Here is a 264-nt window from a genome sequence, read left to right as displayed (position 1 = left end):
CTCGTGTTTGTAAACATGAAAGAAACCGCAGATGAGTTAGTGACTGAACTTAACCTAGACGGTATCCCAGCGGCAGTATGTCATGGCGATAAATCGCAAGGTAACCGTCGTCGTGCGTTGCGTGAATTTAAAGAAGGCAAAGTACGCGTGCTAGTTGCAACAGAAGTGGCAGCCCGTGGTATTGATATTGACGGTTTACCGCGCGTTATTAATATTGATTTACCTTGGCTTGCTGAAGATTACGTTCACCGTATTGGCCGCACC

Annotated in this window: 1 protein-coding gene; it reads left to right on the top strand. The window is 46.6% G+C overall.

Annotated features, from left to right (window positions below):
- Nucleotides 1-3 precede the first annotated feature (3 nt).
- The coding region (locus SB765_RS30565) for a helicase-related protein (protein WP_410932609.1) at nt 4-264 on the top strand (261 nt) is incomplete at its 3' end.

The sequence above is a fragment of the Pseudomonas sp. SIMBA_067 genome, from assembly GCF_046534675.1.
GTDB lineage: Bacteria > Pseudomonadota > Gammaproteobacteria > Pseudomonadales > Pseudomonadaceae > Aquipseudomonas > Aquipseudomonas putida.
Note: the sequence above shows the minus strand (reverse complement) of the source record. Positions and strands in the feature narration are given on the sequence as shown.